The following is a 22,231-nucleotide window of genomic DNA, read 5'->3' on the forward strand; positions in this document are numbered from 1 at the left end:
GTTTCTGTGAAGGAGTCGAGACCATGAGTGAAGGTCACGTTGCGTTCGAATACGAAGCCAAGAACGTCTCGCCCGAGACGCTGGCAACCCTCGGCGAAGGTCATATCGCCTATGTGAAGCAGATCCGCTCCGAGGATGTGCCGGGCCTGTTTCCCGAGGCGCCGAAAATCGCGCCGGGCCTCAAGCTCTTCGCGCTCCACGCCGCCGACGGCACGCCGATCATGCTGACCGACAGCCGCGAAGCCGCGGTCGCCAACGCCTGGAGCAACGAGCTGCAAGCCGTGAGCGTGCACTGACGCACGCTTAGCGCGACATCTGCGAATTCAAATGCGCGGGCATGCCTCAAGGCGGCCCGCGCATTTTTTATGGGCCATCTGGCGAAGCGTCGACGTTCCGGCCTAGCATCGGGCTCAACGCCGAAGCGGGGTGCTCTGAGAAGAGAATCGAGAATGACGTCGGACGGTCCAAGTGCGGTGCTCTCATCCGAAGAGATCGAGGCGATTGCGCGCGATGCCATTGCGGAAGCTCAGGCGGGAAGAACACAGGCCGCGTTGCACAAGCTGATGCCGCTGCGAAAAGCGCAGCCCCGGCAGCCCGAAGCCGCCATGGCATTGCTGCGGGTCGTCCATGATCGATGCTTGCAAAGAGAAGCCGCGATAGACGTTCTGTCAGAGGTCGCACAATCTCACGATCAGGACTTCTGGATTCTCTCGACTGTAGGGCTCTGCCTTGAAGCAGCGCGCGACATTGACGATCTCAATGCACCGCCGCCCGATATTGCATTGTTCCGTTTGGTCGTCGAAAAACTGAGCGGGTTGGCCAAGGTCCACGAGGGGCAACCCGAACAGGAACCGATTCTCGAAGGTCTGGCCACTGCGGCGCGAATGCTGTCGCGCCAGCAAGATGCGATTGCCGAGAGCAGCTATCGGAAACTCACCGAACTCAATCCGCAAAACAGCACCCACCATTACAATCTGGGTCTTTTCTACAAGACACGCGGCAGATTCGCAGATGGCGCGACCGCAAACCAGATCGCAGCCAGCCTCGCGGACGAAGTCACCGAGAGTTACGAGTGGAATCTTGGTATCTGCGCCACCGGCGCAAAGAATGCCTCTCTGGCACTGGATGTCTGGAGGCGCATGGGGCTTGCGATCGAGATCGGGCGCTTTGGCTTGCCGGAATGCTCATTGTCTCAATGCAAGGTCAAGCTGGCGGAGCGGCCCCTGGCGGAGCGCACGGCCGATCAGGACGATCCGGGCGCGGAGGAAACCATCTGGATCGAACGGTTGAGCCCGTGCCACGGCATCGTCCGCAGTGTGCTCTACCAGAAGCTCGGCGTGGACTATGGCGACGTCATCCTGATCGACGGCGCGCCGATTACACATCACACGTATGGTGAGGTGCAGGTCCCGGTTTTTCCACATTTGGCGACGCTGGAGCGGCGGAACTATCAGCTATTCGACTTCGCCGGCACACAGGATTCGGCACGGCAACTGGCGGACTTGACCGCAGAGCTGGATGAGGACGCCGTCGTCTATTCGCATTCCGAGAGCTTCGTGATGATATGCGCGAATTGCTGGCGCGACCCCGATCTCGATCACGACCGTCACGAGGCAATAGAAAAGCACGTCGTCACGGGGCGAATTGCCGCTCCCGCGGGAATGGCCCCCGCACGACTGCTGGAGTTGATCGACAAGGCTATCGAGAAGCAGGAACGGCGCTGCCAACTCTATGCGCCAGATCTTTGCAAGGCGGCAGGGCTGGTGGCGCGTGAGGCGATCGACCGACGTCGGTTCGCTTTGCTGACGGGCAACTAGCGCATGATCCGTCGCCCGCGCTCCCGCCATTTTTCTTCGCCGACCAGACAGGACACCCGGGGCTCATTCTCGGCAGTTGGGACGATCCTCCCCTCCGGCGCGAGGCCCGCAACTTCGAGAACAAGCTTGGTCCGGATCGCTTCCTGGAATTTTTCGCGATCCTTGATTGTCATGATGAAGGCACCCGGCCCTCCGATCACGCAGTCCTCGTAATACAGATCGAGATTCTCGATATCGGTCGTCAAATAGGACGGCTCCTTCACCATGATCGGCAGGCCGTTGATGATGATGCCTTTCTCAACGGCAGCGTCGCGCGCGCCGGTGACGGGGGCTCCGTCGTTGTTCGGCCCATCGCCGGAAATGTCGATGACGCGCCGCGACCCGCGATAGGGATTTTCTTCGAACAGCTGCACTGCGAAATTGATCGCGCCGGAAATCGAGGTGCTCGAACCTCGGCGAATCGGCGTTTTCATGATCTCGGCGGCCACGGCGTCCGCCGATTCCGGGCCGTCGATCACGCGCCACGGAATGATGATCCTGTCGTCGCCCGACATCGACCACTCGAAATAGGTCAGAGCCACCTTGCTGGCCGGACGGGCCCTTAGCGCCTGAAGAAAGTCTTTCGAGACGATGGCCTGTGCATAGCCCTCGCGCTGAATGGCGAGTTCGTCCAGATCCATCGAATAGGAGACGTCGACGGCGATAACGAGCTCGACATTGACGGACAGTGCGCTGTGCCTGGCGTCGGCTATCCCTGATTTCGGGCTCGGCGCGGCAATGCTGGCAACGTCACCTCCGACGATCGCCCCCGCAACAAGCACCGCCCCGACCGAGACACACCAGCGCATGGCGGCCCTCCCGTCCGTTCAAAAGCATGGTGACACCCAAAACGCGCATCGAAAAGCGGAAACATGCCTTTGCCTGCCCGGACACGGATGAGAGTTCCAGGCCCGCGCGAATGTCCGCGTCAGCGCGTCTCGCGGATATCTTCGAAGCGATGGGCGCTGCAATAAGATGCGCCTCAGCCGCCTGAACGCTCCGCCAGCCGCGCGCGGATGTCCGGCTTCAAGACCTTGCCGACCTTGGAACGCGGCAGGTCGTCCCAGACTTCGATCTGCTTCGGTGTCTTGACGCTGCCGATCCGCGCCTTGACGAAGGCAGCCAGCGCCGTCGCATCGACGCTTTGGCCGGCGCGGGGCTGCACCACGGCGACGATCCGCTCACCCCATTTCTCGTCCGCCAGCCCGATCACGGCGCAATCCTGCACCGCCTCATGCGCCCGCAGCGCGTTCTCGACCTCGATCGAGTAGACGTTGAACCCGCCGGTGATGATCATGTCCTTGGCGCGATCGACGATATAGAGGTAGCCGTCGTCGTCGATGTAGCCGATGTCGCCGGTGTGGTGCCAGCCATGCGCGGAGGCCTCCGCCGTAGCCTCGGGATTTTTGTAATAGCCCTCCATCACCAGCGAACCGCGGACCACGATCTCGCCGCGGGCGCCGGTCGGCAGCAAATTGCCGTCGCTATCCATGATGCCGGCCTGCACCAGCGGGCTGATCCGCCCGGCCGAGGCGAGACGCTCCATCGCGATCGTGCCGTCGGCATTGTAATGCTCGCTAGGTGCCATCATCGAGATCATCATCGGCGCTTCGGTCTGACCGAACAACTGCGCCATCGGCCCGATACGCTGGAGCGCTTCCGCAAGCCGCGCGGCCGAGATCGGCGCCGCGCCGTACCAGAAACATTGCAGAGACCCGAGCCTCGCGGAGTCGAGCTTCGGATGATCGAGCAGCATGTAGATCACGGTCGGCGGCAGGAAGGTGTGCGTGATACGGTAGCGCTCGATCAGATCGAGAAATTCTGCGATGTCGGGGTGATGCATGATCACGATGCGGCCGCCGAGCGCCATGATCGGGAAACACAGCACGCCGGCCGCGTGGGTCAGCGGCGCAAGCGCGAGGTAGATCGGGCGGCCCTTGAAGGGATAGCCCATCAGCGTCAGGGCCGTCATCGCCTCGATGTTGCGGCCCGACAGCATGACCCCCTTCGGCTTGCCTGTGGTGCCGCCGGTGCCCGGGATCATCGCGAGATCGTCGACCGCCTCGCGTTGATAATGGTCGTCGGCGAGGCCGGCGAGCCAGCTGTCGAACGAAGGCGCGAAGGGCAACTCAGCATCGAGGCAGACGACGGCGCGCAGCTTTGGCAGCTCTGCACGCACCGCCTCGACCATCGGCGCGAAGCTTGAATGAAACAACAGCAGGCTGCAGTCGAATTGCTCGAGGATGAGCCGATTTTCGACCGCCTCGTTGCGCGGATTGATCGGGCACCAGACCGCGCCTGCGCGGGAAATGCCGAACACGCAGGCAAACGCGACCGGATCGTTGCCGGAGAGGATTGCGACCTTCTCGCCGGCAGCAATGCCCGATCGCGCGAGCCCGCGCGCGACGCGGTAGCTCAGCCCCTGCACCTCGCCATAGCTGAGGTCGCGTCCATCCATGGTGAGGCACGGCGCGTCGGCGCCGAGCGAGGCACCTTTGTCCAGGTAATCGACGAAGCGCATGATCAACACCCGAAGCGGTAGCGGGTGACGCGGAGGTCCGCGCCACCCGCGATTGACTTAATCGTGCACGGTCAGAACAGGCTTGCTGACGAGCCCGAAGCTGCGCAATTGCCCGAGCAGCTCGTGATGGCCGAACGCCTGGCAGCCGGAGGCGAAGCCTACGCGCTTGGGCGGCTGCTGCAACAGATGGGCCGCAGCATAGGCCTGCAACATGCCGGTCTGCTTGTAGTTGCTGTTGCCGTTGATGACGCAGTGCGCGCGCCCCAACGGGCCGGAGGCATGTACCGAATCCATCGACTTGTTGACGCGCGGGTTCTCGCGCGGCGGCATGGTGTTCATCACACCGGCGGCGGTCTGCGCCAATGCGGCGTAGCGGTCGTCGGGATTCATATCCTTGGTCGCCTCCAGCGCGGCCGCGACGATCTGCGGCACGCCCAGCATCAGCGCGCGATTGAACACGCCGCCCAGCACCTTCACGTTGGCCACGCGCGGATCGCGCTTGAACCACACCGGGTGCGAGGTGCCTCCCCAGGGCAACGCCAGCGCCAGCTCGTGCTGACCAGGGATGGCGAGGTTGTAGAGGCCGGCATCGGGCTGATGCTCGACGTACTTGTTCTGCTCCAGGTAGTAGGCCTTGGCCATCGCGGCGTTGACCAGGATGGTCTGCGTCGATGCGATGGTCGGGCTGCCACCCCAGAACACGGCAATGTCCAGCGTGTCGAGGCCGGGCGTCTCCAGGCACAGCTGCGCGGCGATCTCGCCGGTGGTGTACATCTGCGCGATGCCTGGCGCCAACAGCAGCCCGGCATTGGCGAACTTCGTGCCCCACTCCTGCTCGAGCGTGATCAGCCAGTCCTGCTCACCGGTGGTGTCGGTGTAATGACACTTGGAAGCGAGGCAAGCCTGCACCACTTCGCCGCCGAACTTGGCGAAGGGACCCACGGTGTTGAGCACCACCGAGGCGCCCTTGAACAATTCAGTCAGCGCAGCCACGGTGTGCGGCACCTTGACCACCTCGTAGTCGGCGGTCTCGATGCCCGCTACATTCGACTTCATCGCGGCGTTGAGCTTCTCATTGCTGCGGCCGGCGGCGATGAAGGGGATGTTGTATTCGCGTAAGTATTCACAGACCAGCCGGCCGGTATAGCCGGAAGCGCCATAGACGATGACGGGCTTCTTCTCGCTCATTGCGTTCCTCCGAAATGCTTGTTGTCGGCTTTGTCGTTACATGCCCATGCCGCCATCGACCGGCAGTCCGATGCCGGTGATGAAGCGCGCCTCGTTCGAGCACAGGAACACCGCGGCATCGCCGATGTCCGTGACCTCGGCGAGACGGCCGAGCGGGGTTTGCTCCACCACCGAGCCGACTGCGGCGTTGACGTCGGCCGCGAGCCCGACCTTGACGATGTCGTTGGCGAGCTGCATGCCCATGTCGGTCGGGATCAGGCCCGGATAGATGCAGTTTACGCGCACGCCGAAACCGAGCTTGCCGGCTTCCATCGCTCCGACCCGCGTCATGCGGTCAACCGCGGATTTGGTGCCCGAATAGACCGCGATGCTCGGGAAGGCGATCGTTGCCGCAACCGAGGCGATGTTGACGACGGCGCCGCCCTTGCCGGCCGGCCCGCCCGGGCGCATGGCACGGAAGGCGTGCTTCATGCCGAGCACGGTGCCAACGATATTGACGTCGCACATCCGCCGCGCGTCCTCGGCCTTGACCTCGGAGATCAGCGACGTGATCTCGATGCCGGCATTGTTGATCAGAATGTCGTAGCCGCCGAGGGTTGCGACGGTCTTGGCAACCGCCTGCTCCCATTGAGCGTCGTCGGTGACGTCGAGCTGGACGAAGCCCGTGGCGACGTCTTCCTTCGCGATAGCGGCTGCGCTGGCGCGGCCGGTCTCTTCCAGGATGTCGGCGATCATGATCGAGGCGCCGGCTCGCGCCAACGCTTGCGCGATGGCCGCGCCGATTCCTCTAGCACCGCCGGTGACCAGGGCGTTCCTGCCTGCAAGGCTCTTCCCACTCATGACGCACTCCTCCGTTGCTGGTGATCGATTCGTGCTGCGCCAATCGGCGCGCACCAGGTCGATGGGCGCAGGCCTTTCGGCGGCACCCAGCGAAGCGTTCCTCCATGGTCGGACGTCTTGACGACTGTCCAAATTCTTGGTGCGAACCTCCGCCAAAATCTTGACACTTGTCAAGAACGAATTTGACAGTTGTCAAAGGAAGTGGTTGTGAGGGATGGAGCATTCCGCGGTCGACGCGGTATAAGTCCTTGAAAGAACGGGACTGAGGAAGGAACGAGATGGCGCGGCAGGTGACGGGAGCGGCCCGGCGTGTGGCTGATGCGGCCGAGGTGCTGCGCGACGAGAAGTTCAACGCGCGGCGCGTCGAGCTTGCCGAGGCCGCGCTCGAAACGCTTGGAGAGCTCGGCTTCGCACGCACCAGCCTGCGCGAAATCGCGCAGAACTCGGCGTTCACGCACGGCGTGTTCCACTATTATTTCAGCGACAAGCTCGACCTGATCTGCTGCTGCGTCCGCCACTACAAGGCGAAGTGCGTGACGCGATATGACGATGTCGTCGCGACAGCAACGAGCCGCGACGAATTGACGGAGGGTTTCCTCGCCAAGCTCGCAGCAACGCTGCAGAACGAAGCCCGTATGCACCGCCTTTGGTACGACCTGCGCTCGCAGGCGATGTTCGAGGCGGCGTTTCGCAAGGATGTACTCGAGATCGACAAGAGCCTGGAAGCGATGATCTGGCGCATCGCCTCCCGCTATGCCGAGCTCGGCGGCAAGCGGCCGGCGTCGTCGTCCGCCGCGCTCTATGCGCTGTTCGACGGTCTATTCCAAAGTGCGCTGCTTAAGCACCTCGCGGGTGACAAGACGGCGATTCCCGAACTGCTCGACGAAGTCCGGCGCCTGTTGCCGACGGTCTGCTGAAGCGCACGAGCGGCGCCGGCGAAGGCTCTGCAGCGCACCGCTCTCGACGATGCTTCGCATCGCGAGGGAAGCGCTGCGCTGCGTCCGGGGGACTAGAGCGGAGATGCACGCTCTTTCGAGACGCATCACTTCAAAAAGCCAAGTCCTTCGCGCGCCGTGTCCACGGCCCATTGGTCGCCCGGCGGCAGCGCGAGCACGCTTTTGAAATCCGCGCGCGCCTTGGCGGAGTCGGACAGCTTCATGTAGAGGATGCCGCGATTGACGAGCGCGATCTGATTGCCGGGATCGAGCCGGATCGCCTCGTTGTAGTCGGCGAGCGCGCGGTCGTTCTCGCCCATGTCGCGAAACGCACTGGCGCGATTGCTGTAGGCCATCGAATTTCCCGGCTGCAGCCGGATGCCCTCGTCGAAATCGGCAATGGCGCGACGATCATCACCCTTCTTGCGCCAGGCGGTTGCACGAACGAAGTAGGCCTTCTCGAAGGAAGGCATGATCCTGGTGACGTCATCAAGCTCGCGGATGGCATTGTCGGTGTCGTCCTTTTTCAGGAGAACGATGGCCCGGCAATAATGGCCGCCAGCGCTCCCGGGCTCCAGACGGACGGCGGTGTTGCAGTCGTCGAGAGCCTCGTCGATCTCGCCCTTGTTGAAATGGACGGTGCTTCGCAGCTCGTAGGGCCATGCGGCGGCGGGATTGCGCCGCATCGCCTCGTTGTAATCGGCGACGGCATGATCGGAGTCGCGCTTCGCCGCATACGCTTCCCCTCTCTTGATAAGAGCAAAGTAGGCTTGCTTGGGATTGCGTTCGATGGCCTCGGTAAACGCGCCGATCGCCAGATCGAAGTCGCGCTGGTTGAAATATTCGAGGGCACGGGAGGTGTAGGACGGACCGTAGCCGGGATCGAGGCGAATGGCCTCGTTGTAATCGGCCAAAGCGCGATCCCGTTCGCCCTTCGCCGAATAGGCGCGGCCGCGGCAGTTATAAGCCCGCCCGAAATTCGGATCGATCCGTATCGCGGCGCTGCAATCCTCGAAGGCGCGATCCCTGTCCCGCTTGAGGTACCAGGCTTCGCCACGCAGCTCGTAAGCAACCGCGTTTGTCGGATCAGCCGCAATGATCTCGGTCTTTTCGGCGATGACGCGGTCGTTGGACGTATCATCGGCATGAACGGCAACCGTCACGGCAATGGTGACCGCGCAAAACAGACCGAAAATCCGGCCGATCGAACCGCAATTCATGGCTCAAAAAACCCTGCATCGAACCCGCGCCGGGTCGCGCAAGCGGGTGACGGTCGTATCCGGCGGAGAAACATCGCAGCGCCCGGCTGCGAAAATAAGTCGCAGACGGCGGGGCTTCGGTTCGAACGAGTAAGTGCCGCCTCTGCGGTCTCACCAGGCGTAGCGCAGGACGCCCTTGCCGGCGTAGCTGCGCGTGAGGTTCGAGAACTCACCTTCAAACGTCGCTGCCGTGGACCAGCCGTTCAGCCATTGCCTTTCCACTGAGGCCGTGACGAGCGCGGCCTCAGTGGCTTGCGCTGCGCCGTTGACGACGAAACTCGCGCCGGGCAGCGTCTGGAAGGTCGCTCCGATCGCGCGATCGGGGTTGAAGTCATGGACCCAGGCGAGGCGGCCGCGCAGCGTGGTGACGCCGTCCGCCGCGGCAAAGGATTTGTCGGCACGCAGGCCGAATTCGCTGCGGGTGTCGGTGACGCTCTTCGCAGCGTAGCTCAGGGCAAAGGTGCTGGTCCCCGTGATTGCCTGCTCCGTATAGGACGGCAGGTCGAACGTGGTGAACTGGACTGCGGCATAGGGCGTGAGGCCAACGCCGCCGATCACGGGCGCCACGAAGCGATAGCCGCCTTCGAGCCGGCCGGACCAGGCGTTGGCATTGAAGCGGGCCTGGAGGTGATCGGCCCCGGCGATGGTCACAGTGCGATCGGTGGTGACGTCCTGCCAGCCATAGGCCAGCGCGCCCGTGACATAGGCCGCCCCGGCATTGTGCCGCACGAACGCGCCGGCCTGGAACAGGTCGGAGCGGCCAGTGCCGCCATTCGCCACCGAGAAGCTGGTGCCGCCGCCGGCAAGGGCAAAGCCCGCGACGGTGTTGGGCGAGAACCAGTAGTCGGCTCCCGCCGCAGTGCCTGCGATGCGGCTGGTGGTGCTGTTCGAACCGAGCGTCGCATCGCCGTCCGTGGTCTGCGAGCCGCCGAAGCCAGCGGCCCAGACATTCCAACGCTGCGCGAAGGTCTGCGCCGGCGCCTTGCGCGACATCGCGGCATAGGCGTCGCGCTCGGCGCTCGTGCGCTTGCGGCCGCCGGCATAGGCGAGCGCATCGCTGTCGTCAGTTGCGTAGCCCGTCGCACCGGACGACGAACGCGGATCGCCGCGCCCGGCGGCGAACGGATCGGTCAGCACGCCCATGAACTGGTTCATCGCGTTGAACGTGGTCTGCTGCGTGCCGGCCGCCGTCTCGCCCGAAACCTGCGTCAGCGGATTGAGCAGAGCATTGCCCGAGAGCGCGAACAGCGGGTTGAAGCCGGCCGGCAGGGGAGCGCCGCCGATCAGCGCACTATCGATGCCCGCCGCGACGTTCCTCTGATTGACGTTGGCGTTGCCCGGCAGCGACGGCGACAGCAGGCCGGCATCGAGCGTCAGCAGCACGTCGTTGCCGACATAGCTCAGCCGCGCGTTGCGGGCGAAGCTGGTGGCGGTGAGGAAGTCGACACCGGAGAAGGTGCCGTTCACCGTGCCCGCCGTCGCGATCGTATAGGTCGTGGTCGCCGCGACGCGCGCCAGCGGATCCACCATCACCTTGCCGGCGAGGCCAGCCGTACCGCTGACGTTGAGCCGGTCGGCACTGTGGGGGTCAACGTCCACGATGAATTTGCCGCCCCCGCTCTGAACGAAATTGCCGGTGAGCGTCGTGGTGCCGACAGTGCCGAGACCTGATGGAGCCAGGATGCCGCTATTGCCCAGCATGTTGCCGGCGCCGAGATCGACCGTCGCGCCGCTGTTGAGCACGCTGCCCGAAAGATTGTTGAAGGCGTTCGTGCCGCTGCCGAGACCGACATTGCCGGTGACCGTGCCGGCATTGTTCACCGTGTCGTTGCCGGTGCTGGCAACGATGGCGTAAAGGCCTCCCGCGACCGTCGCTGTCGCACCGATGGTCAAGGTATTGGTTACGCCGCCGGCCATATTAACGCCCGCAGCAGCGCCGGATAAGACACCGCCATTGACCGTGACGCCGATATTGCCGCCCGCACTCGCATAGATCGCGTTGCCGGTTGTCGAGGTGACGTTGCCGGTGCTGTTCAGCGTGGTGGTGCCCACGCTCTCGGCGTGGATGCCGTCGCCATACGCACTGACATTTCCCCGGCTGATGACCGACGTGTAGCCGGCATAGCCAACGGCATGAATTCCTTCAGCGCCGGACGAGGTGATGTCGCCGGTACTGTCCACCGTGACGTAGTACCCGAGCATCCCACCCGCAAACGCGTAAATGCCGTAATCGCGCGCGCCGATGTTTCCCCGGCTCGTCACCACGACGGCATTCGTCCCCACGAGATACATGCCGGTGCCGTTGCGCGAGGTAATGTCGCCGATGCTGTCCACGTTGGTGCCGATCTGGGCGCCCGCGAGGATGCCGTAGTCGTTGCCGACGAGATTGCCGCGGTTGGTAATGTAGACGTCGTTCAGAGCATCCGCATAGATAGCCATGCGGTCGGACGTGATGTTACCTCCATCATGCGTGATCCTTACGGATCCTCGCCCCGAGTTCCCTTGAATGCCGAAAAGGGCAGAGATGTTTCCGCTGTGCCGGATCACTGCATCGCCAAGATCTGCGGAGGCGAGGATGCCGGCGGTCGCGGCAATGTTTCCGATGCTGTCGATCGTGGCACCAAAGTCAGCGAACGCGTAAATACCGAGACTGGCCGCGTTGATATTTCCGACCTTGGTGACAGAGATGCCGTAGGTGTACGTCTTGGCATAAATGCCGCTACCATTGCTGGAGGTGATGTCGCCGCTGTTCGTGATGGTGATGGCGTCGCCATAGCCGGAATGGGCGTTAGCGTAAATGCCATCAAGATATGCAGTGATTGTGCCGCGGCTGGTGATGTTGATGTCGACGATGCCGAAAAGGCCAACTGTGGATGCGTGGATGCCGAAACCGCCAGCCGAGCTGATGTCGCCGGTGTGGTTGATCGTCACCACCCCGGTTTCCCACGACCCCGTCGCGGCGGACGAGGCACGAATGCCATCGGCGGCTCCGGTCACGATGATGGAATGGGGCGCCATGTCGTTGTTGATGGTGACCGCGCCGCTCGAGCGCACGAATTCTATACCGGACGTGCCGGCGGCCGGCGCGATATTGGTCGTCAGCGAATTGGCGTTGAGCGTGTCGACGAGGGCCTGGTTGAAATCAGCGGCACCGATCCCGGCCGATTGATCGCCGGTGCAGCTCGCGGTCGTCCCGGCCGTCGTGCAGCCATTTGGTCCGGCTTGCGCCGGCCGCGGTTCCATCAGCCACAGCGCGCCGCTGGCCGCTGTCCCAAGCAGCGCCACGCGCCAGCCACGGCTCGCGCTCAGCGCCTGGAACGTGCTCGCCCCTTCGCCGGCAGGAGCGCGGTCGTTGGTAAGATCCGATTCGGCAAGTCGGGCGAATCGCGCCCGATCGTCTTGCCGCCGTCCCGCGGTTGCGCCGAAGCGCAACGGCACCTTTTTCTTCCCCATCACGTCCACCCGCGTGCCCCTTGCGTCCTGGGGCGACCTTAAGGGACTCGGGCGCGGTACAATGTGCCGGGCGTCTCAAGCGGAAAAGTTTTCGCGTTGTCGGTTCTTGCAGGATCACCACATCCCGCGCGCGCATGCCACGAGGATGGCCGGCGTGCATTGGCAATTGCGTGGATCGATTCCGCTTCTCAGCGGACGACGAGGACAGGCGACGTTACGCCGCGGTCGCCGGCGGCAGCGCCAGCACCGAATAGATCGCCTGGGCGTCGCGCGAGGCGCGGAGCTTCTTGGCGATGTCCTGGTCGCGCAGAAGGCGGGCGATGCGGGCGAGCGCCTTGAGGTGATCGGCGCCGGCGCCTTCGGGGGCGAGCAGCAGGAAGACGAGATCGACCGGCTGGCCATCCATCGCCTCGAAATCGATCGGACGATCGAGGCGCGCGAATAGGCCGAAGATCTTTTCCAGCTTGGGCAGCTTGCCGTGCGGAATGGCGACGCCGTAGCCGACCGCGGTGGTGCCGAGCTTCTCACGCTGCAGCAGCACCTCGAACACGGAGCGTTCGTTCTGCCCGGTCAACTCGGCGGCCTTGGCCGCGAGCTCCTGAAGCGCCTGCTTCTTGCTGTTGACCTTCAATGCCGGGAGAATCGCCTCGGGTGCGACCAGATCGGTAATCGGCATGGAAGGTTTCCGAGGTGAATTAAACCGTCAGGTTCCGAATTGGCCAGCTTGGTCAAACCATGCCTGGCCGGCATCAAGAAGGTGAAGCAGGAGGGGGACTTAGCCCCGATCCTGATGTGGGGCGCTTCTACTCCAACGCAATCCCGGTGCCAACTGCTGCGTGCGGCTTTGCCCCGCTCATTGTTAAGGGCTGCGGTTGGTACGGGGGCCGGTTCCAGCCCTTAACCGTCCGGTTTGGGCCCCGGCGGGTCGATCCAGCCGACATTGCCGTCGGCCCGGCGGTAAATGATGTTCACCCGGCCGCTGGAGCCGTGCTGGAATACCAGGCAGGGCGCTCCGCTGAGGTCGAGCTCCATCACCGCCTCGCTCACCGATAGCTGTTTCAGCGAGGTGGTGGCCTCGGCGATGATGACGGGACTGTAGCCGGTGACCTCGTCCTCGTCCTCACCCTCGCCCGGCGCCTCCAGCACGTAGCTCGTGGCGTCCATGGCGGCCAGCGCCGCGGAGGCGACATGGGCCTTGCGGGCCGAGCGGTCCTTGAGCCGGCTCTTGTAGCGCTTGAGCCGCTTCTCGATCATCAGGAGCGCCTGGTCGGCGCTGGCATAGGCATCCGGCGCGTTCGAATCGGCCTCCAGCGTAATTCCCGTATCAAGATGCAGGGCACAGTCGGTGCGGAAGCCGAAGCCATCCTTGCTCAGGGTGATGTGGCCGGAATAGTTCCCGTCGAAATATTTACGCAGGACCTCGTCGGTCCGATCGGTCACGCGGCCGCGCAGGGCGTCGCCGACGCTGACGCTCTTTCCCGAGATTCTGAGGGTCATGTGATGCCTCGCTTGGTTTTAAGTGCCCAGCTTGGATCGGTCTCGATGGGGGATCGAGAGTAGCGCGATTTCGCGCCAGCGCAATCAGGCCGGCTCGGTGTTGCGGGAGCGATCGGGCATTGCGGTGGAGAGGACGTTACCAAGAGCGCTCTGCTTGTCACGGCGGCGTTGCACCGAAGAGGGAATGCGCATGGCTTCGCGGTACTTCGCGACCGTGCGGCGGGCAATGTCAATTCCCGAGGCGCGTAAGCGTTCCACGATGGTGTCGTCCGACAGGATCGCCGACGGAGCTTCCGAATCGATCAGCTGCTTGATGTGGTGGCGCACGGCCTCGGCGGAATGCGCCTCGCCGCCGTCGGCGGAGGCGATCGAGGCCGTGAAGAAATATTTCAATTCGAATGTGCCGCGATTTGTCGCCATGTACTTGTTGGCGGTGACGCGCGACACGGTCGATTCATGCATCTGGATGGCGTCGGCAACGGCCTTCAGATTCAGCGGCCGCAGGTGCGCCACGCCATGGGTGAAGAAGCCGTCCTGCTGGCGCACGATCTCCGTCGCAACTTTCAGGATGGTGCGGGCGCGCTGATCGAGCGCGCGCACCAGCCAGGTCGCGTTCTGGAGCGCGTCGGTGAAATAGGACTTGTCGCCGTCCTTGCCGACCTTCTTCGAGAGTTGCGAATAGTAGGTCTGGTTGACCAGCACGCGCGGCAAGGTGTCGCTGTTGAGCTCGACATGCCAGCCGCCATCCGGGCCCGGGCGGACATAGACGTCGGGCACCATGGTCTGGAGCCGCGCCGAGCCGAACTTCATGCCGGGCTTGGGATTGAGGCGGCGGATCTCGCCGATCATGTCGGCGATGTCCTCGTCGTCGACGCCGCAGAGCTTGCGCAGCGAAGCGATGTCGCGCTTCGCGAGCAGATCGAGGTGCTCGACGAGGGCCTGCATCGCCGGGTCGTAGCGGTCGAGCTCGCGGAGCTGGATCGCCAGGCATTCGCTCAAATTGCGCGCGCAGACGCCGGGCGGATCGAATTTTTGCAGCACGGCAAGGACGTCCTCGACGTCGGCTTGCGATGCGCCAAGGCGCTCGGCGGCCTGGCCGAGATCCGGCGGCAGATAGCCGGCCTCGTCGACGAGGTCGATCAGGTACTGGCCGATCATGCGCTGCGCCGGGCCGGTGAAGGCGACCGAGAGCTGCTCGGCAAGATGGTCGCCGAGCGTGATCTCCGCGGCGACGAAGGCTTCGAGATTGTAGTCCTCGTCGCCGGAGGCCCCGCCGCCCCATTCGGTATAGGTGGTCGGCGCCGCATCCTGGGCGTTGCGCGCGGCGGCCTCGGCCGGTTCCTCGGAGAAGACGTTGTCCAGGCCCGTATCCAGGGTCTGCTCGATCTCGGCGCGGGTGCCGAGATCCTTGCTCATCCATTCTTCCTGGCCCGGCTCGAACGCCTCGCCCGGACCGCCACCCGGCTCGTCGTTGTGGCCACCGTCGGAGTCGCTGAACTGGCCGGTCTCGGCCGGGGCTTCACCCGCGGGCGGCTCGTCGTTGGCCCGCTCCAGCAGGGGGTTCCGCTCGAGTTCCTCTTCCACGAAGGTCGTGAGATCGAGGTTGGACAATTGCAGCAGCTTGATCGCCTGCATCAGCTGCGGCGTCATGACCAGCGACTGCGATTGCCGGAACTCTAATCTCTGCGTGAGCGCCATGAAGCAAGAACCGATCCCAAAAGTTGGTCCGATTTTTGCTTATCCTAGTCTTGGCGCGATGTACACGGCTTGACGAACGGGAAAAAAGGGCTAGAGGCGGAATTCCTCGCCAAGGTAAAGCCGGCGAACGTCGGGATCGGCGACGATCTCATCCGGGCTACCCTCGGTCAAGATTTCACCGGCATAGACGATATAGGCACGATCGGTCAGGCCGAGCGTCTCGCGCACATTGTGGTCGGTGATCAGCACGCCGATGCCGCGGTTGGTGAGATGGCGGACGAGGTCCTGAATGTCGCCGACCGCGATCGGATCGATGCCCGCGAAGGGCTCGTCGAGCAGCATGTAGTTCGGACGCGTCGCCAGCGCGCGCGCAATCTCGACGCGGCGGCGCTCGCCGCCTGACAGCGCGATCGACGGCGATTTCCGCAAGCGCGTGATGTTGAATTCGTCGAGCAGCGAGTCGAGCTGCTGCTCGCGCTTCTTGCGCGAGGGCTCGACCACTTCGAGCACGGCGCGGATATTCTGCTCGACGGTGAGGCCGCGAAAGATCGAGGCTTCCTGCGGCAGATAGCCGATGCCGAGCCGCGCGCGCTGATACATCGGCAGCTTGGTGACGTCGTGGCCGTCGAGCTCGATCGCGCCGCGATCGGGCTTGATCAGGCCGGTGATCATGTAGAACACGGTGGTCTTGCCGGCGCCGTTCGGGCCGAGCAGGCCGACCGCTTCGCCGCGGCGCACATAGATGCTGACGCCGCGCACCACCTGGCGGCTGCCGAAACTCTTTTCCACGCTATGCACAGCCAGGAAACCCGGCCGCTTCAGAAGCTGCGGTCCGCCGGCGCCGTTGGGCCTGCTGGCGGCCCTCACGGGATGCACCGCCTGGGCACGCGGCGGTTCGGTCTGGTAGTCGGCTTGGTAGTCGGCCTGGAAATGGTCGGGCGCGCGCATCTGGTCGCGCGCGATCGGCGATGCATCCCGCACCGGGCTGGGCACGAGACCGCCGACGCTGTCACCGAGGGCAGTGATGTCCTGGCGCGCAAATCCTGGCCGGCCGCGCTTGGCGGGGCGCCGACGGAACATGCTGAAGAGATCGACCATCCCGCCTTCTAGCCTTTCACGACAATCCTGCGCGATGATCCGCGCGTGATCCCGCGATCTGCCGCACCGGCCTTGCGATTCGCCGGCACAGCATGAGTGAAGGGATGTCTCATGCCCAGTGAAACACGCCCGAAAAGCGGCGAACCCCGCTTGGAAAGCCCTTCGCGCTAGATACAGCCTCGCCGGGCAAGCTTCAACCTCGGATCGGGAGAATCTGGCCCAAGCGATTGAAGTTACTTCAGGAATTTACTTTTGTTTGCCTGCGCCGGGCAATTGCAGAGGCGGCGCCGGAGCGGGCTTGCCCGGGCTCCCCGATCCGCAATCATTGCTGCCGCCCTGCGGCAGCAATGCCTGCACCCTGCCGCTGTCGGATTCCACCCGCGAGACGCCCGTGGTCATGTCGACCGCCAGACGGTCGCCGCGCAGCACGTTCCTGCACTGCGTGAGAACGACGCCGCCGAGCATGGTGATGAGGTTGGTTTTGGTGTCGAACACGGCGGTCTCGCCTGTTACCACCTGGTCCTTCTGGGTGACGACGACGTTGCCGCGCGCTTCCAGCCGCTTGATCGAGGAACTGCCGCCCGGCCCCGGCTGCGCCGACTGCATCGGCGCACCCTTGGTCCCCTTCGCCGCGGGCTGCGGCGCGGCCGGCTTGTCGCCGCCGCCGGAGTCGTAAAACACCACGAGCGTCTTCGAGGTCATGGTGGTGTCGCCCTGGATGACCTTCACATTGCCGGAGAAGGTCGCCTCCTTCTTCTTGTCGCGCATCTCGAGCGAGGCGGCTTCGATCTGGATCGGCTGGTCGCGGTTTTGCGAAAAGCCCTGCATTGCGTTGGGCACGCCTTGCATCGTGCTCTGCGCGACGGCCGCACCGGTTGCGACCAGCGCGACGGTGAGCGCGGCCACACCGAGAATGGCGCACCGCTTGTCTTCGTTGCGCGAAAAGAATCTCATCATGAAAATCACTTTGAATTGGCCGACTTGTTCTGAGGCGTGCGTGTCTTCACCGGCGGCGCGGGCTGCTCGGCCGGCGCAGGCTGGGCGGCAGCGGGATCGTCCAGCTTGTCCAGATGCATCACCACATTGCCCTCGAAGCGGATGACGTCGCCGCCTTCCGTGATCCGCAGCCGGTCGGCGGTCAGCGTTCCGTTGGTCAGCTTGACGTCGACATGCTCATCCGAGGAGACCGTTCCCTTGCCCATGTCGACGAAGGCCGAGTTCAGCCGCGCCTCATAGCCGGACGAGGTGCGCAGGAAGATATCCTTGTGCAGGTCGAGCTGCTGCTGCTTGTTGTCGAAGCGGCCGGTGCGCGCATCGAGCAGCAAAGTGGATTTGTCTTCCATCAGCACCTTTGCGCGCAAATCATTGAGATCGACATGATCGGGGTCGGTGATGTCCTGCGTCGCGGTCTTGGCCCAGAGCTCGTAGGGCCGCTGGTCCGGGGTGAAGCCGGACATATGCGGCGTTTCCATCGTGATCTTGGTGCCCGTCACCACGAGATTTCCGGAGTCGAGCTTCACGGGGATCTGGAAGGGATTGAGGAAAGTCGAGACGGCGACGATCGCGGCCATGGACGCAGCCACCGTCACCGGCACCGCGATGCGCAGAATCCGCACCAGGCGGCTGTGGCGCGCCGCGCTGGCAAACTTCGCCGCAAGCGCGGCGTCGTAGGTTGGATTCTGGGCCGAATTCACCTGAGCTCCCGAGGTGTCGCTCGTCTCGTCCGGTTGACGGGCGCACGCCATTGTATCCGGCGCCGCCTGAATATGCAGCCTGCGACAGGCCGCACGAAAGTGTCCGAAACGGGGCGGCAGCCCTAAGCTAACAGCGGCCCGAGGCCTCAGGAATGCGCGAAAATGTCCTCTTCCGCCCAGCCCTGGAGATCGAGCAGAGCGCGGGTCGGCAGGAAGTCGAAACAGGCTTTTGCCAGCGCGGTGCGGCCTTCCCGCACCAGCATGGCGTCGAGCCGCTCGCGCAGGGCATGAAGGTGCAGCACGTCGGAGGCGGCGTAGGCGAGCTGCGGCTCGGTCAGGCTGTCGGAACCCCAGTCGCTGGATTGCTGCTGCTTGGAGAGGTCGACATTGAGCACCTCGCGCACGAGGTCCTTGAGGCCATGCCGGTCGGTGTAGGTGCGGGTCAGGCGGGAGGCAATCTTGGTGCAATAAATCGGGCCGGTCATGACGCCAAACGTCTGGTACAGCACCGCGACGTCGAACCGCGCGAAGTGGAAGATCTTCGTGATCGCAGGATTGGCCAGCAGGGCCTTCAGGTTCGGCGCGTCGGTGTGGCCCTTGGGGATCTGCACCACGTCGGCGCTGCCGTCGCCGGGCGAGAGCTGCACCACGCAGAGCCGGTCGCGGTGCGGGTTCAGCCCCATGGTCTCGGTGTCGATCGCCACCGCTCCGGTGTAGCGGGACAGGTCGGGCAGGTCGCCGCGATGCAGGCGTACGGTCATGGCGTTTCAAAACCTCAATCGAATTGGTCGGTCGGCATCATAAGCTAATCGGGTTGCCCGCGATGTAGCCACTGGCGGCGGGCCGCGCAAGCGGCAGCTGTGCCCGCCGGGGCGCGGTCAGATCGCCGCCAGCATGATGCAGATCATCGCCGCCACCGTCGTGCGGCTGGCACCATCGCGAAAAGTGTAGAGAATCGGGTCGTCGGGCATCTCGCGGCGATGCGCCATCATCAGGGCGCGGCCGAACCAGTAGAGCAGCAGCGGATTGAGCAGCCATAACATCCAGGGACGGCTGTAGAGCGGCGTCACCGCGGAGGAGGAGACGTAGAGCGAGAACACGGTCACCGCGTTCATGGCGCTCGCCGCCGCCATCGCGCCGATGATGTGCAGGTCGGTGATCCTGTAATCGCGGTTGGAGGGATCGGCGAGGCCGGCGCTCTCGCGCATGCTGAGCTCGCTGAAGCGCTTGATCAGCGCCAGCGAGGTGAACACGAACAGCGAGAAGATCAAGAGCCATTCCGACAGCACCACGCCGACGCCGACCGCGCCGGCGATGATGCGTAGCGTGTAGAGGCCGGCGAGTGTCACGACGTCGACCAGCATCTTGCGCTTGAGCACGAGCGAATAGGCGATCGTGGTGGCGAGATAGCCACCGAGCACGCCGAGGAACAGAGGCGAGATGCAGAGGCTGGCGGCAACCGCGAGCAGCCACAGCGCGGGAATCGCAAGCAGCGCCGAGGACATCGGCAGTCGACCTGCCGCCAGCGCGCGATGGCGCTTGGTCGGATGCTGCCGGTCGGCTGAGAGATCGAGCAGATCGTTCATCAGGTAGGCACCCGACGCGCAGGCCGAGAACGCGAGGAACGCCAGCAACGCGTAGCCGAGCGTCGCAAGATTCATCTGATGCGCCGTGATCGCCGGCACGAACACCAGCGTGTTCTTGGCGTATTGATAGACGCGCAGCGCCTGCGCCCAGGTTTTGAGGCTGGCACGGCTGCTGCCGCGCGTCTCGATGCGCTCCATGGAGGCGTGGTCGAACGGCAGCCGGTCAGGCGCCGCGAGATCGGCCGGCGCAACGACGCCATCGAACCCGAGATGCGCGGCAATGCCCGCCGCGTGATGCGCAAACCGGCCGGCCACCAGATAAATCTTGTCGCCCCGCGCCCGCGCCGCCAGGGCCTGGTTCAGCACGTCGGCATCATAGGGCAGATGGGCGTAGTCGAGCTCGGCCTGCGCCAGGATATCCGTGAGCGCCGCCATGCCCGGGCGTCCACCCGCGCCGAAGCGGGCCAGCATCCGGCCGGGGCTGGAGAACAGCGCTTCCAGCAGCAGCTCGGAACGGAGCAGGGCGCCTTCGAGATCGATGACAAGCGTCCGCGCCGCGGCGGGAACCGCCGACGGTGTGGGGACGCCCGAATCGTAGTGCCAGGCAGGCTGCTCCATCCGAAAACGCTCTGACTTGCCGCAACATGACCGGCCCTGAGGCCGGGGAGCAGGGAAATGGACGGCCGAGAGCCTAGGGGGCATTCGCTAAGGGCGACTTAACCGGGGGGAGAAGGGCCGGCGCCCCTGGGGGATGCCGGGTCCAGGCCATGCACCCTGCTGTTGCATGGATCCCACAACCCGGCGCCAGCTTCATGTTCCGGCGGGGCTTTTGCCGCGCGCCCCGTGAAAATCCTCCCGGCCGACCCCATCTGCGAGTTTTCGCGCGCTCGCCCGCCGCCCACAATGAAATCAGGTGTCATGACCGAACAGACGCTCGCTGCGCCTATCGACGACCAACAGGAACGCCAGCGCGGCTTTACGCGCTACCAGGCGCTCCTGATCGCACTGCTCGCGTTCACGCAGTTCACGATCATTCTCGATTTCATCATCATGTCGCCGCTCGGCGCCATCCTGATGCCGGCGCTCGACATCACGGCCGGGCAATTCGGCGTCGCGGTGTCGGCCTACGCGTTCAGCGCGGGACTGTCGGGGATCCTGGCCGCGGGCTTTGCCGATCGCTTCGACCGCAAGCGCCTGCTGCTGTTCTTCTATGTCGGCTTCACGCTCGGGACCCTGCTCTGTGCCGCCGCGCAGACCTACCACGTGCTGCTGCTCGGCAGGATCGTGACCGGATTGTTCGGCGGCGTGATCGGCTCGGTCGTGCTGGCCATCATCACCGATTTGTTCGCGCTGCACCTGCGCGGCCGCGTGATGGGCTTCGTCCAGACGGCGTTCGCCGCGAGCCAGGTGCTCGGCATTCCCGCGGGGCTGTTTCTCGCCAATCACTGGAACTGGCATGTCTGCTTCGTTGCGATCGTCGGCTTGTCGATCGTCGCGATCGCCGTCATCGCCTTCGCGATGGAGCCGGTCGACGCGCATCTGAAACTGAAGCAGGACAGAAACCCGTTCCGCCATCTGATCGCGACCATCGGACAGCCGCGCTATACGCTGGCCTTCGCCGTCACGACGTTGCTGGCGACGGGCGGGTACATGCTGATGCCGTTCTCCAGCGCCTTCACCGTGCATAATCTCGGCATCGACATCCTGCATCTGCCGACGATCTATCTCGTCTCCGGCCTGTTCAGCATCGTCACGGGACCGCTGGTCGGCAGGGCGAGCGACGCGTTCGGCAAGTACCCGACCTTCGTCTTCGGCAGCGTGGTGTCTGTCATCATGGTGCTGATCTACACCCATCTCGGCCACGTCTCGCTCGCGACCGCGATCCTCGTCAACGTGCTGATGTTCGTCGGCATCTTCTCGCGCATGATCCCGTCGCAGGCGCTGATGTCGGCGATCCCCGACCCCAGCCAGCGCGGCTCGTTCAGTGCGGTCAGCGCGTCGCTTCAGCAACTCTCCGGTGGGCTCGGTTCGGTCCTCGCCGCCGCCATCATCGCGCAACAACCGGATGGTTCGCTGCTCCATTTCGACCGGATCGGCTACGTCGTGGTCGCGTCGGCAATCGTCTCGCTGGTCGCGATGTACTTTGTGCAGAGGGCTGTGGCAGAGCGGACCGGGAGACGGGTGGTCTGAGGGCTCGACTTGAAAAAGCCCGCTATGCCCGCCCGCCGGCCAGCCTTTCAAGCTGGTCGTGAAGCTGCGCAGGAAGATACGGCTTGGGGATGAACCTCGCCCCGAGTGGGATGTCATCCGCTGCCGGGCTGAGTTGGCCGGACGTAATGAGGAGCCGCACGGGCGGCCATCGGTCTCTGATCACCGCCGCCAGCCGAAGGCCATCCATCGAGCCCGGCATCTGGATGTCGGTAAAGACGACGGTGATCGCCGGTTCCGTCTCCAGCAGATTGACAGCCTCGTCCGCGTCGGCCGCCTCGAAGACATCGAAGCCCATATCCCGCACCATGTCAGCCGCGTTCACGCGGATGAGGAAGTCATCTTCCACGATGAGGATCACGTCCCTATGCTGGCTGAGATTGGACACTTATGCTCCG

General features: G+C 64.3%; 19 protein-coding genes. 4 read left to right on the forward strand and 15 right to left on the reverse strand.

The genetic code is table 11. The features are described from left to right. Positions 1-23 precede the first annotated feature (23 nt). A complete protein-coding gene (locus AB7531_RS00585; protein WP_011083553.1) occupies positions 24-296 on the forward strand; it encodes a DUF1150 family protein in 273 nt (90 codons plus the stop codon). A 153-nt stretch (positions 297-449) separates the two neighbouring features. Next, positions 450-1,817 (forward strand): prenyltransferase, encoded by a 1,368-nt coding sequence (locus tag AB7531_RS00590; protein ID WP_063980182.1) that lies wholly within the window; start codon positions 450-452, stop codon positions 1,815-1,817. Here AB7531_RS00590 and AB7531_RS00595 read toward each other — a convergent pair. From AB7531_RS00595 to AB7531_RS00610, 4 genes are all read right to left on the reverse strand, one after another. Beyond that, the gene (locus AB7531_RS00595) at positions 1,814-2,665 is read right to left on the reverse strand and encodes a DUF1194 domain-containing protein (protein WP_063980183.1); all 852 of its coding nucleotides are present in this window, start codon (positions 2,663-2,665) and stop codon (positions 1,814-1,816) included. The two genes, AB7531_RS00590 and AB7531_RS00595, sit on opposite strands and share 4 nt — an antisense overlap. 173 nt (positions 2,666-2,838) lie before the next feature. Then, complete coding sequence (locus tag AB7531_RS00600) at positions 2,839-4,377, reverse strand: AMP-binding protein (RefSeq protein WP_441279818.1); 1,539 nt, start codon at positions 4,375-4,377, stop codon at positions 2,839-2,841. 57 nt (positions 4,378-4,434) lie between these two features. Continuing rightward, complete coding sequence (locus tag AB7531_RS00605; RefSeq protein ID WP_063980184.1) at positions 4,435-5,565, reverse strand: DUF5938 domain-containing protein; 1,131 nt, start codon at positions 5,563-5,565, stop codon at positions 4,435-4,437. A gap of 36 nt (positions 5,566-5,601) precedes the next feature. Continuing rightward, on the reverse strand, positions 5,602-6,405 hold the full coding sequence (locus AB7531_RS00610; RefSeq protein ID WP_063980185.1) for an SDR family NAD(P)-dependent oxidoreductase: 804 nt from the start codon (positions 6,403-6,405) through the stop codon (positions 5,602-5,604). Positions 6,406-6,683: 278 nt separating this feature from the next. Between AB7531_RS00610 and AB7531_RS00615 the strand changes: the two genes are divergently transcribed. After that, positions 6,684-7,322 (forward strand): TetR/AcrR family transcriptional regulator, encoded by a 639-nt coding sequence (locus tag AB7531_RS00615; protein ID WP_063980186.1) that lies wholly within the window; start codon positions 6,684-6,686, stop codon positions 7,320-7,322. Positions 7,323-7,447: 125 nt separating this feature from the next. Here the strand turns inward: AB7531_RS00615 and AB7531_RS00620 are convergent, their stop codons facing one another. From AB7531_RS00620 to AB7531_RS00665, 10 genes are all read right to left on the reverse strand, one after another. Next, the gene (locus AB7531_RS00620; protein ID WP_063980187.1) at positions 7,448-8,560 is read right to left on the reverse strand and encodes a tetratricopeptide repeat protein; all 1,113 of its coding nucleotides are present in this window, start codon (positions 8,558-8,560) and stop codon (positions 7,448-7,450) included. 150 nt (positions 8,561-8,710) lie between these two features. Continuing rightward, a complete protein-coding gene (locus AB7531_RS00625; protein WP_441279819.1) occupies positions 8,711-12,052 on the reverse strand; it encodes an autotransporter outer membrane beta-barrel domain-containing protein in 3,342 nt (1,113 codons plus the stop codon). A 214-nt stretch (positions 12,053-12,266) separates the two neighbouring features. Further along, a complete protein-coding gene (gene ptsN / locus AB7531_RS00630; protein WP_008141251.1) occupies positions 12,267-12,728 on the reverse strand; it encodes a PTS IIA-like nitrogen regulatory protein PtsN in 462 nt (153 codons plus the stop codon). A gap of 221 nt (positions 12,729-12,949) precedes the next feature. Further along, positions 12,950-13,549 carry a ribosome hibernation-promoting factor, HPF/YfiA family gene (gene hpf, locus AB7531_RS00635; protein ID WP_063980189.1) on the reverse strand — a complete coding sequence of 200 codons (600 nt, stop codon included), beginning with the start codon at positions 13,547-13,549 and terminating at the stop codon, positions 12,950-12,952. A gap of 84 nt (positions 13,550-13,633) precedes the next feature. Beyond that, positions 13,634-15,247 carry an RNA polymerase factor sigma-54 gene (gene rpoN / locus AB7531_RS00640; RefSeq protein ID WP_063980190.1) on the reverse strand — a complete coding sequence of 538 codons (1,614 nt, stop codon included), beginning with the start codon at positions 15,245-15,247 and terminating at the stop codon, positions 13,634-13,636. A gap of 90 nt (positions 15,248-15,337) precedes the next feature. Next, on the reverse strand, positions 15,338-16,345 hold the full coding sequence (gene lptB / locus AB7531_RS00645) for an LPS export ABC transporter ATP-binding protein (RefSeq protein ID WP_063980191.1): 1,008 nt from the start codon (positions 16,343-16,345) through the stop codon (positions 15,338-15,340). A 246-nt stretch (positions 16,346-16,591) separates the two neighbouring features. After that, positions 16,592-17,302: an LptA/OstA family protein gene (locus tag AB7531_RS00650; RefSeq protein ID WP_063980192.1), complete on the reverse strand. Its 711-nt coding sequence runs from the start codon at positions 17,300-17,302 to the stop codon at positions 16,592-16,594. Between the two features lie 5 nt (positions 17,303-17,307). Continuing rightward, positions 17,308-18,039: an LPS export ABC transporter periplasmic protein LptC gene (lptC, locus tag AB7531_RS00655; protein WP_063985962.1), complete on the reverse strand. Its 732-nt coding sequence runs from the start codon at positions 18,037-18,039 to the stop codon at positions 17,308-17,310. Positions 18,040-18,185: 146 nt separating this feature from the next. Beyond that, positions 18,186-18,800, reverse strand: a complete 615-nt coding sequence (locus AB7531_RS00660) for a ribonuclease D (protein ID WP_018323452.1) — start codon at positions 18,798-18,800, stop codon at positions 18,186-18,188. Between the two features lie 117 nt (positions 18,801-18,917). Continuing rightward, on the reverse strand, positions 18,918-20,243 hold the full coding sequence (locus AB7531_RS00665) for a UbiA family prenyltransferase (protein ID WP_441279820.1): 1,326 nt from the start codon (positions 20,241-20,243) through the stop codon (positions 18,918-18,920). Positions 20,244-20,543: 300 nt separating this feature from the next. On the opposite strand from AB7531_RS00665, the gene AB7531_RS00670 reads away from it, so the two are divergent. Beyond that, complete coding sequence (locus tag AB7531_RS00670) at positions 20,544-21,815, forward strand: MFS transporter (protein ID WP_063985964.1); 1,272 nt, start codon at positions 20,544-20,546, stop codon at positions 21,813-21,815. Between the two features lie 22 nt (positions 21,816-21,837). Here the strand turns inward: AB7531_RS00670 and AB7531_RS00675 are convergent, their stop codons facing one another. Beyond that, positions 21,838-22,194, reverse strand: a complete 357-nt coding sequence (locus AB7531_RS00675; protein WP_231143738.1) for a response regulator — start codon at positions 22,192-22,194, stop codon at positions 21,838-21,840. Between the last annotated feature and the right edge of the window lie 37 nt (positions 22,195-22,231).

It is taken from the genome of Bradyrhizobium sp. 63_E2_N1_3, from assembly GCF_052076005.1.
Classification (GTDB): domain Bacteria; phylum Pseudomonadota; class Alphaproteobacteria; order Rhizobiales; family Xanthobacteraceae; genus Bradyrhizobium; species Bradyrhizobium barranii.

Bases quoted from the DNA above. Each gene is read 5' to 3' on its own strand.
- AB7531_RS00585 (WP_011083553.1), top strand. From the start codon at position 24: ATGAGTGAAGGTCACGTTGCGTTCGAATACGAAGCCAAGAACGTCTCG.
- AB7531_RS00615 (WP_063980186.1), top strand. From the start codon at position 6,684: ATGGCGCGGCAGGTGACGGGAGCGGCCCGGCGTGTGGCTGATGCGGCC.
- AB7531_RS00610 (WP_063980185.1), bottom strand. From the start codon at position 6,405: ATGAGTGGGAAGAGCCTTGCAGGCAGGAACGCCCTGGTCACCGGCGGT.
- ptsN (WP_008141251.1), bottom strand. From the start codon at position 12,728: ATGCCGATTACCGATCTGGTCGCACCCGAGGCGATTCTCCCGGCATTG.
- AB7531_RS00665 (WP_441279820.1), bottom strand. From the start codon at position 20,243: ATGGAGCAGCCTGCCTGGCACTACGATTCGGGCGTCCCCACACCGTCG.
- AB7531_RS00595 (WP_063980183.1), bottom strand. From the start codon at position 2,665: ATGCGCTGGTGTGTCTCGGTCGGGGCGGTGCTTGTTGCGGGGGCGATC.
- AB7531_RS00590 (WP_063980182.1), top strand. From the start codon at position 450: ATGACGTCGGACGGTCCAAGTGCGGTGCTCTCATCCGAAGAGATCGAG.
- rpoN (WP_063980190.1), bottom strand. From the start codon at position 15,247: ATGGCGCTCACGCAGAGATTAGAGTTCCGGCAATCGCAGTCGCTGGTC.
- AB7531_RS00670 (WP_063985964.1), top strand. From the start codon at position 20,544: ATGACCGAACAGACGCTCGCTGCGCCTATCGACGACCAACAGGAACGC.
- AB7531_RS00650 (WP_063980192.1), bottom strand. From the start codon at position 17,302: ATGATGAGATTCTTTTCGCGCAACGAAGACAAGCGGTGCGCCATTCTC.
- AB7531_RS00660 (WP_018323452.1), bottom strand. From the start codon at position 18,800: ATGACCGTACGCCTGCATCGCGGCGACCTGCCCGACCTGTCCCGCTAC.
- AB7531_RS00620 (WP_063980187.1), bottom strand. From the start codon at position 8,560: ATGAATTGCGGTTCGATCGGCCGGATTTTCGGTCTGTTTTGCGCGGTC.
- AB7531_RS00605 (WP_063980184.1), bottom strand. From the start codon at position 5,565: ATGAGCGAGAAGAAGCCCGTCATCGTCTATGGCGCTTCCGGCTATACC.
- lptB (WP_063980191.1), bottom strand. From the start codon at position 16,345: ATGGTCGATCTCTTCAGCATGTTCCGTCGGCGCCCCGCCAAGCGCGGC.
- AB7531_RS00625 (WP_441279819.1), bottom strand. From the start codon at position 12,052: ATGGGGAAGAAAAAGGTGCCGTTGCGCTTCGGCGCAACCGCGGGACGG.
- hpf (WP_063980189.1), bottom strand. From the start codon at position 13,549: ATGACCCTCAGAATCTCGGGAAAGAGCGTCAGCGTCGGCGACGCCCTG.
- AB7531_RS00600 (WP_441279818.1), bottom strand. From the start codon at position 4,377: ATGCGCTTCGTCGATTACCTGGACAAAGGTGCCTCGCTCGGCGCCGAC.